Annotated in this window: 7 protein-coding genes; 6 read left to right on the plus strand and 1 reads right to left on the minus strand. The window is 66.6% G+C overall.

The window, feature by feature from the left end; genetic code table 11:
• Positions 1-27: 27 nt before the first annotated feature.
• The 6 genes from lapB (at position 28) to cysM (ending at position 6,184) form a co-directional block, all read left to right on the plus strand.
• Positions 28-1,200: a lipopolysaccharide assembly protein LapB gene (gene lapB / locus G3N92_RS12830; RefSeq protein WP_206127899.1), complete on the plus strand. Its 1,173-nt coding sequence runs from the start codon at positions 28-30 to the stop codon at positions 1,198-1,200.
• 45 nt (positions 1,201-1,245) lie between these two features.
• The gene (locus G3N92_RS12835) at positions 1,246-2,646 is read left to right on the plus strand and encodes a UDP-glucose/GDP-mannose dehydrogenase family protein (RefSeq protein WP_206127900.1); all 1,401 of its coding nucleotides are present in this window, start codon (positions 1,246-1,248) and stop codon (positions 2,644-2,646) included.
• Positions 2,615-3,592, plus strand: a complete 978-nt coding sequence (rfaE1, locus tag G3N92_RS12840) for a D-glycero-beta-D-manno-heptose-7-phosphate kinase (RefSeq protein ID WP_241014759.1) — start codon at positions 2,615-2,617, stop codon at positions 3,590-3,592. The genes G3N92_RS12835 and rfaE1 overlap by 32 nt, the downstream gene beginning before the upstream one ends.
• 71 nt (positions 3,593-3,663) lie before the next feature.
• On the plus strand, positions 3,664-4,656 hold the full coding sequence (gene rfaD / locus G3N92_RS12845; protein ID WP_206127901.1) for an ADP-glyceromanno-heptose 6-epimerase: 993 nt from the start codon (positions 3,664-3,666) through the stop codon (positions 4,654-4,656).
• A 74-nt stretch (positions 4,657-4,730) separates the two neighbouring features.
• Complete coding sequence (locus G3N92_RS12850; protein ID WP_206127902.1) at positions 4,731-5,048, plus strand: helix-hairpin-helix domain-containing protein; 318 nt, start codon at positions 4,731-4,733, stop codon at positions 5,046-5,048.
• Between the two features lie 233 nt (positions 5,049-5,281).
• On the plus strand, positions 5,282-6,184 hold the full coding sequence (gene cysM / locus G3N92_RS12855; protein ID WP_206127903.1) for a cysteine synthase CysM: 903 nt from the start codon (positions 5,282-5,284) through the stop codon (positions 6,182-6,184).
• A gap of 104 nt (positions 6,185-6,288) precedes the next feature.
• Here the strand turns inward: cysM and mltB are convergent.
• A partial coding sequence (gene mltB / locus G3N92_RS12860; protein WP_206127904.1) for a lytic murein transglycosylase B occupies positions 6,289-7,313 on the minus strand: 1,025 nt, incomplete at its 5' end.

The raw sequence follows: 7,313 nt of genomic DNA on the forward strand, positions 1-7,313 counted from the left end.
GCGGCGCCGGCCTTGCTTCGATACCTCATGGATCTGGATTTCTGGTGGCTGCTGGCCATCCCCGTCGCGTTCGCATTCGGCTGGATGGCGTCGCGCTACGACCTCAAGAAGCTGCTGTCCGAGAGCGCCAGCCTGCCGCGCTCGTATTTCCGCGGCCTCAATTTTCTGCTCAACGAGCAGCCCGATCAGGCCATCGACGCCTTCATCGAGGTGGCCAAGCTCGACCCCGAAACGGTCGAACTGCACTTTGCGCTCGGCAACCTGTTTCGCCGCCGCGGTGAAACCGATCGCGCGATCCGCGTGCACCAGAACCTGCTGAACCGCAACGATCTGCCCGTCAACGAGCGCGACCACGCGCTGTACGAACTGGGCCAGGATTTCCTCAAGGCCGGCCTGCTCGACCGCGCCGAGGAATCGTTCCACATGCTGGCCGACGGCGATTACGCGCTCGGCGCGCAGCGTGCGCTGCTGACGATCTACGGCATCGAGAAGGATTGGAACAAGTCGATCCAGACGGCCCGCAAGATCGAATCGATGGGCGGCGGCTCGCTGGCCACGGAAATCGCGCAGTTCCATTGCGAACTGGCGCAGGACGCCCTGGCGAAAAAGAACGCCGAAGCCGCCGCCAGCCAGTTGCGCGACGCGCTCGCCGTCAATCCGCAGAACGTGCGCGCGACGATCCTGTCGGGCGACGCCGCCGCGGCAGCCGGCAATCACGAGGCCGCGATCGGCCACTGGCAACGCGTCGAGCAGCAGAACGCCGCATATCTGCCGCTCGTGGCCGACAAGCTCATGAAATCCTATCTGGCGCTCGACCGCGCCGCCGAAGGCGCGGCGCTGCTGACCGGCTATGCCGATCGCTATCCGTCGAACGACCTGCTCGACGTGGTGTTCCAGTACGTGTCCGAATTGCGCGGCGCCGATGCCGCGCATACGCTCGCACGCACCCAGATGCAGAAGGCGCCGAATCTGTCGGGTATGCTCCACCTGCTCGACGCGCAGATCGCGACGGCCGACGAGCCGCGCCGCGCGGAGCTGGAAATGATGCGCACGCTGGTCAAGCAGCGCACCAAGAACCTGCCGCGCTATACCTGTCACGACTGCGGCTTCCGGGCGCGTTTGTTCTACTGGCAATGCCCGGGCTGCAGCGGCTGGGAAACCTACGCACCGCGGCGCGTCGAAGCCGGCGTCTCGAACTAGGCACGGAATCCTGCTCAACCTCCGGAACGAATCACCGGGAAACCTATGAAAATCACCATCATCGGCACCGGCTATGTCGGTCTCGTCACGGGCGCCTGCCTCGCCGAGATCGGCCATGACGTGTTCTGTCTCGACGTCGATCCGCGCAAGATCGAGATCCTCAACAACGGCGGGATCCCGATCCACGAGCCGGGTCTGCAGGAAATCATCGCGCGCACGCGCGCGGCCGGCCGGATCACGTTCTCGACCGATATCGAAGCGAGCGTCGCGCACGGCGAGATCCAGTTCATCGCGGTCGGCACGCCGCCCGACGAGGACGGCTCGGCCGACCTCCAATACGTGCTCGAGGCGGCGCGCAACATCGGCCGCTACATGGCCGGCCCGAAGGTGATCGTCGACAAGTCGACGGTGCCGGTCGGCACGGCCCAGCGCGTCGGCGGCGTGATCGAGCAGGCGCTGGCCGCGCGCGGCCTGGCCGACAGCGCCGCGCATCGCTTCTCGGTGGTCTCGAACCCCGAGTTCCTGAAGGAAGGCGCGGCCGTCGAGGATTTCATGCGGCCCGACCGGATCATCATCGGCGTCGACGACGATGCCGCCGGCACGATCGCGCGCGAGAAGATGAAGAAGCTCTACGCGCCGTTCAACCGCAACCACGAACGCACGATCTACATGGACGTGCGTTCGGCCGAATTCACGAAGTACGCGGCGAACGCCATGCTGGCCACGCGCATCTCGTTCATGAACGAGATGTCGAACCTGGCCGAACGCGTCGGCGCCGACATCGAATCGGTGCGGCGCGGCATCGGTTCCGATCCGCGCATCGGCTATCACTTCCTCTACGCGGGCGTCGGTTACGGCGGCTCGTGCTTCCCGAAGGACGTGCAGGCGCTGATCCGCACGGCGGCCGAAAACGGCCAGCCGTTGCGCATTCTCGATGCCGTCGAGGCCGTCAACTACGCACAGAAGAGCGTGCTGCCCGCGAAGATCGAAAAGCAGTTCGGCACCGATCTGGCCGGCCGCAGCTTCGCCGTGTGGGGCCTCGCGTTCAAGCCGAACACCGATGACATGCGCGAGGCGCCGAGCCGCACGCTGATCGCCGCGCTGCTCGAGCGCGGCGCCTCGGTGCGCGCCTACGATCCCGTTGCGATCGACGAGGCGCGTCGCGTGTTCGCGCTCGACTTCGCCGGCAACGAGGCCGCGCTGGCCCGCCTGAGCTTCGTCGCCACCAAGGAAGAGGCGGTGGCGGGTGCCGATGCGCTGGTCGTCGTCACCGAATGGAAGGAATTCAAGAGCCCCGATTTCGCGCATCTGAAATCGGTGCTGAACGCGCCGGTGATCTTCGACGGCCGCAACCTCTACGAACCCGAGGCGATGGCCGAACTCGGGATCGACTACCACGCAATCGGACGTCCGCATGTCGCAGCTCAATCCTCCGCGCGCGGCTGAGGCCGCGTCGAGCGTCGCCACGGTGCCGCGCGAGCGGCTGGCGAAGTCGCGCGTGCTGGTGGTGGGCGACGTGATGCTCGACCGCTACTGGTTCGGCAACGTGAACCGCATCTCGCCCGAGGCGCCGGTGCCGGTGGTGCACGTGCAGCGCCAGGAAGAGCGGCTCGGCGGCGCGGCCAACGTGGCGCGCAACATCGTCACGCTGGGCGCGAACGCGGGGCTGCTGTGCGTGGTCGGCACCGACGAGCCAGGCGAGCGCATCGTCGGCCTGCTCGGCGAGAGCGGCGTCGAGACGCACCTCGAACGCGACGCGCAATTGCCGACCACCATCAAGCTGCGCGTGCTCGCGCAGCAGCAGCAACTGCTGCGCGTCGATTTCGAAGCCTCGCCGCAACACGAAGTGCTGCTGGCCGGCCTCGCGCGCTTCGACACGCTGCTGCCGACGCACGGCGTGGTGCTGATGTCCGACTACGCCAAGGGCGGCCTCACGCACGTCACGACCATGATCGCCAACGCGCGCGCGGCCGGGCTGCCGGTGCTGGTCGATCCGAAGGGCACCGATTGGGCGCGTTATCGCGGCGCGTCGCTGATCACGCCGAATCGCGCCGAATTGCGCGAGGTGGTGGGCCGCTGGCATTCCGAGGACGACTTGCGCGCCCGGGTGCGCGAGCTGCGCGGCGCGCTGGCGCTCGACGCGCTGCTGCTGACGCGTTCGGAAGAGGGCATGACGCTCTATACCGACGCGGGCGAGTTGAACGTGCCGGCGCTCGCGCGCGAGGTGTTCGACGTGTCGGGCGCGGGCGACACCGTGATCGCGACGGTCGCGGCCATGCTCGGCGCGGGGCTCACGCTCGACGAAGCCGTAATGCTCGCGAATCGCGCGGCCGGCATCGTGGTGGCCAAACTCGGCACGGCCACGGTCGAATACGGCGAACTGTTCAACTGACATTCAACTGAACGAGCGCGCGGCACGCTCAGCCTGCTGCACGCTTCCTTCACTTTCCGACAAGGACGATCATGACGCTCATCGTCACCGGCGCCGCCGGTTTCATCGGCGCGAATCTCGTCAAGGCGCTCAACGAGCGCGGCGAAACGCGCATCATCGCGGTCGACAACCTGACCCGCGCCGACAAGTTCAAGAACCTGGTCGATTGCGAAATCGACGATTACCTCGACAAGACCGAATTCGTCGAGCGTTTCCAGCGCGGCGATTTCGGCAAGGTGCGCGCGGTGTTCCACGAAGGCGCCTGTTCGGACACGATGGAAACCGACGGCCGCTACATGATGGACAACAACTTCCGTTACAGCCGCGCGGTGCTCGACACCTGCCTGGCGAACGGCACGCAGTTTCTCTACGCATCGTCGGCGGCGATCTACGGCGGTTCGACGCGCTTCGTCGAGGACCGCGAAGTGGAAGCGCCGCTGAACGTGTACGGCTATTCGAAGTTCCTGTTCGATCAGGTGATCCGCCGCGTGCTGCCCGACGCGAAGAGCCAGATCGCGGGCTTTCGCTACTTCAACGTGTACGGCGCGCGCGAAACGCACAAGGGCCGCATGGCCTCGGTGGCGTTCCACAACTTCAACCAGTTCCGCGCCGAGGGCAAGGTCAAGCTGTTTGGCGAGTACAACGGCTATGCGGCCGGCGAGCAGACGCGCGATTTCGTTTCGGTGGAAGACGTCGTGAAGGTCAACCTGTTCTTCTTCGATCATCCGGAGAAGTCGGGCATCTTCAATCTCGGCACGGGCCGCGCCCAGCCGTTCAACGACATCGCCACCTCGGTCGTCAACACGCTGCGCGCGATCGACGGCCAGCCGCCGCTCACGCTCGCCCAGCAGGTCGAGCAGGGGCTCATCGAGTACGTGCCGTTCCCCGACGCGCTGCGCGGCAAGTATCAGTGCTTCACGCAGGCCGATCAAAGCAAGCTGCGCGCGGCCGGCTACGACGCGCCGTTCCTGACCGTGCAGGAAGGTGTCGATCGTTACGTGCGCTGGCTGTTCGGCCAGCTGTAAGCCACGCCGGATCGTCCCTACACTGGGTCTCACGGTCGGCAGCCGCCGGCCGTTTTTCTTGATGGGAGATCCGGATGCTGAAGAAGATTCTGTTGGTGGCGATGTGCTGCGCGGGGCTGGCTCAGGCGTGGGCCGCGGTCGACGTCAATCAGGCGAGCGACGACGCACTGCGCGGCATCAAGGGCATCGGGCCGGCGAAGGCCAAGGCGATCGTCGACGAGCGCACCGCGCATGGGCCGTTCAAGGATGCCGCCGATCTCGCGCGGCGCGTGAGCGGCATCGGCGAGAAATCGGTCGAGCGGCTCGTGGCCGACGGCCTGACGATCGGCGCCGCGAAGGCGCCGGCCGCGCGCGCCGCTGCTGCCGCGCCGGCGAAGCTTTCCGGCAAGTGATCGGCACATGATCGTCAAGTAGCCGGCGCCACCCGGTCAGGCGGGAGCCGCGTTAGGCGCGCGGCTCGCAATCCGCCGCGATGGCTCCTTCAGCCGTCGTTCGTCGACGGATTCCCGCGGCAGCATCGCGGGTTTTTTGCGTGACGCGGCGGGCCGCGATCCCGCCCCGCACGGCGGAACCGACGCTGGATTACAATCTTCGGATTCATCGGCCTCGCATTCACACTACGTTCATGGCTTACAAAACTATCGAAGACACGATCGGCAACACGCCGCTCGTGCAGCTCGTCCGGCTGCCGGACGACGAGATTCGCGCGCGCAACAACGTGATCCTCGCGAAGCTCGAAGGCAACAATCCGGCCGGCTCGGTGAAGGACCGGCCCGCGCTGTCGATGATCCGCAAGGCCGAGGAGCGTGGCCGGATCAAGCCGGGCGACACGCTGATCGAGGCGACCAGCGGCAACACCGGCATTGCGCTGGCGATGGCTGCCGCGATCCGCGGCTACAAGATGCTGCTGATCATGCCGGAAGATCTGTCGGTCGAGCGCCGTCAGAGCATGGCCGCCTACGGCGCCGAAATCGTGCTGACGCCCACCAAGGGCGGCATGGAGCTGGCGCGCGATCTGGCCGACCAGATGCAGCGCGAAGGCAAGGGCGTGATCCTCGATCAGTTCGCCAATCCCGACAACCCGCTCGCGCACGTCGAAACCACCGGCCCCGAAATCTGGCGCGACACCGAAGGGCGCATCACGCACTTCGTGTCGGCGATGGGTACCACGGGCACGATCATGGGCACCTCGCAGTTCCTGAAGAGCCAGAGCGAGAAGGTCGAGATCGTTGGCGCGCAGCCCGAGGACGGCTCGCGCATTCCGGGCATTCGCAAGTGGCCCGAGGCCTACATGCCGTCGATTTTCGACCGCAGCCGCGTCGATCGCGTCGAGAGCGTGAGCCAGGCTGCGTCGGAAGCGATGGCGCGCAAGCTGGCGGCCGTCGAAGGGATCTTCTGCGGCATCTCGTCGGGCGGCGCGTGCGAAGTGGCGATGCGCATCGCGCGCCAGGTCGAGAACGCGACGATCGTGTTCATCGTCTGCGACCGCGGCGACCGCTATCTGTCGACGGGCGTGTTCCCCGCCTGAGCGTTCGCTTCGCGATCCGGCGCGCCCCGCATGGCGGCGCGCGCATGAAAAAAGCGCCGTCTTGAACGGCGCTTTTTCTTGTGCGGCGCAAATGGCGCGGCGGCTTACTGCGTCGCGAGCATCTTCTGCTTCACGCGCTCGCCGAGCTGGTACACGGACAACGCGTAGAAGAAGCTGCGGTTGTAGCGCGTCAGCACGTAGAAGTTCTTCAGGCCGATCTTGTACTCGGTGGCGCGGCCCGGGCTCGGCAGGTCGATCACGAGCACCGGCGTGTTCGCTTCGGCTGCCGCATTGACGGACGGCTCGTCGAGCACGAGGCCGGCCTGCGTCAGTTGCGACAGCGGCAGGTGCGGCTCGGGCTTGCCGTCGGCGGCGGCCTGCGCCACACCCTGGCTGCCCGCGTCGGCGGCGATGTTCCACACCACCGGGCGGCCCGGCTCCCAGCCGTGCTGCTTCAGGTAGTTCGCGACGCTGCCGATCGCGTCGGCCGTGCTGGTGCGCAGGTTGATCTGGCCGGTGCCTTCGTAGTCGACGGCATAGCTGCGGATGCTGCTCGGCAGGAACTGCGGAATGCCGATCGCGCCCGTGTAGGAACCCTTCACGCTGGTCGGATCGATCTGGCTGTCGCGCGTCCAGACGAGGAAATCCTCGAGGTTCTTGCGGAACGTGGCCTGGCGGTCGTCGCGGTTCGGCGTGTCCGGGTAGTCGAAGGCCAGCGTGGTCAGGGCGTCGAGCGTCGGGAAGTTGCCCATGAAGCGGCCGTAGATCGTCTCCACGCCGATGATGCCGACGATCACTTCAGGCGGCACGCCGAATTCGTTCGACGCGCGCTGCAGCGTGGCCTGATTCGCGCGCCAGAACTTCACGCCCGCGTTGATGCGGATCGTGTCGAGAAAGCGCGATTGATAGACGCGCCAGTTCTTGACCGACGGCGACGGGGCCGGACGCACGAGCCGCACGGCCGTCGCCGAATAGTTCGCACTGGCAAACAACGCGTGCAGGCGCGCCGGATCGAGCCCGTCGCGGCCGGCGATCTCGTTGATGAAGGCATCGACCTTCGGATTGTTCGCGTACTGCTGCGGCACGATCTGTTCTTCCGACGGCGACAGGCCCATGGCCGGCGACGGCT

The sequence above is a fragment of the Burkholderia sp. Ac-20379 genome (genome assembly GCF_017104645.1).
Classification (GTDB): domain Bacteria; phylum Pseudomonadota; class Gammaproteobacteria; order Burkholderiales; family Burkholderiaceae; genus Burkholderia.

Bases quoted from the DNA above. Each gene is read 5' to 3' on its own strand.
- rfaE1 (WP_241014759.1), top strand. From the start codon at position 2,615: ATGTCGCAGCTCAATCCTCCGCGCGCGGCTGAGGCCGCGTCGAGCGTC.
- G3N92_RS12835 (WP_206127900.1), top strand. From the start codon at position 1,246: ATGAAAATCACCATCATCGGCACCGGCTATGTCGGTCTCGTCACGGGC.
- rfaD (WP_206127901.1), top strand. From the start codon at position 3,664: ATGACGCTCATCGTCACCGGCGCCGCCGGTTTCATCGGCGCGAATCTC.
- G3N92_RS12850 (WP_206127902.1), top strand. From the start codon at position 4,731: ATGCTGAAGAAGATTCTGTTGGTGGCGATGTGCTGCGCGGGGCTGGCT.
- cysM (WP_206127903.1), top strand. From the start codon at position 5,282: ATGGCTTACAAAACTATCGAAGACACGATCGGCAACACGCCGCTCGTG.
- lapB (WP_206127899.1), top strand. From the start codon at position 28: ATGGATCTGGATTTCTGGTGGCTGCTGGCCATCCCCGTCGCGTTCGCA.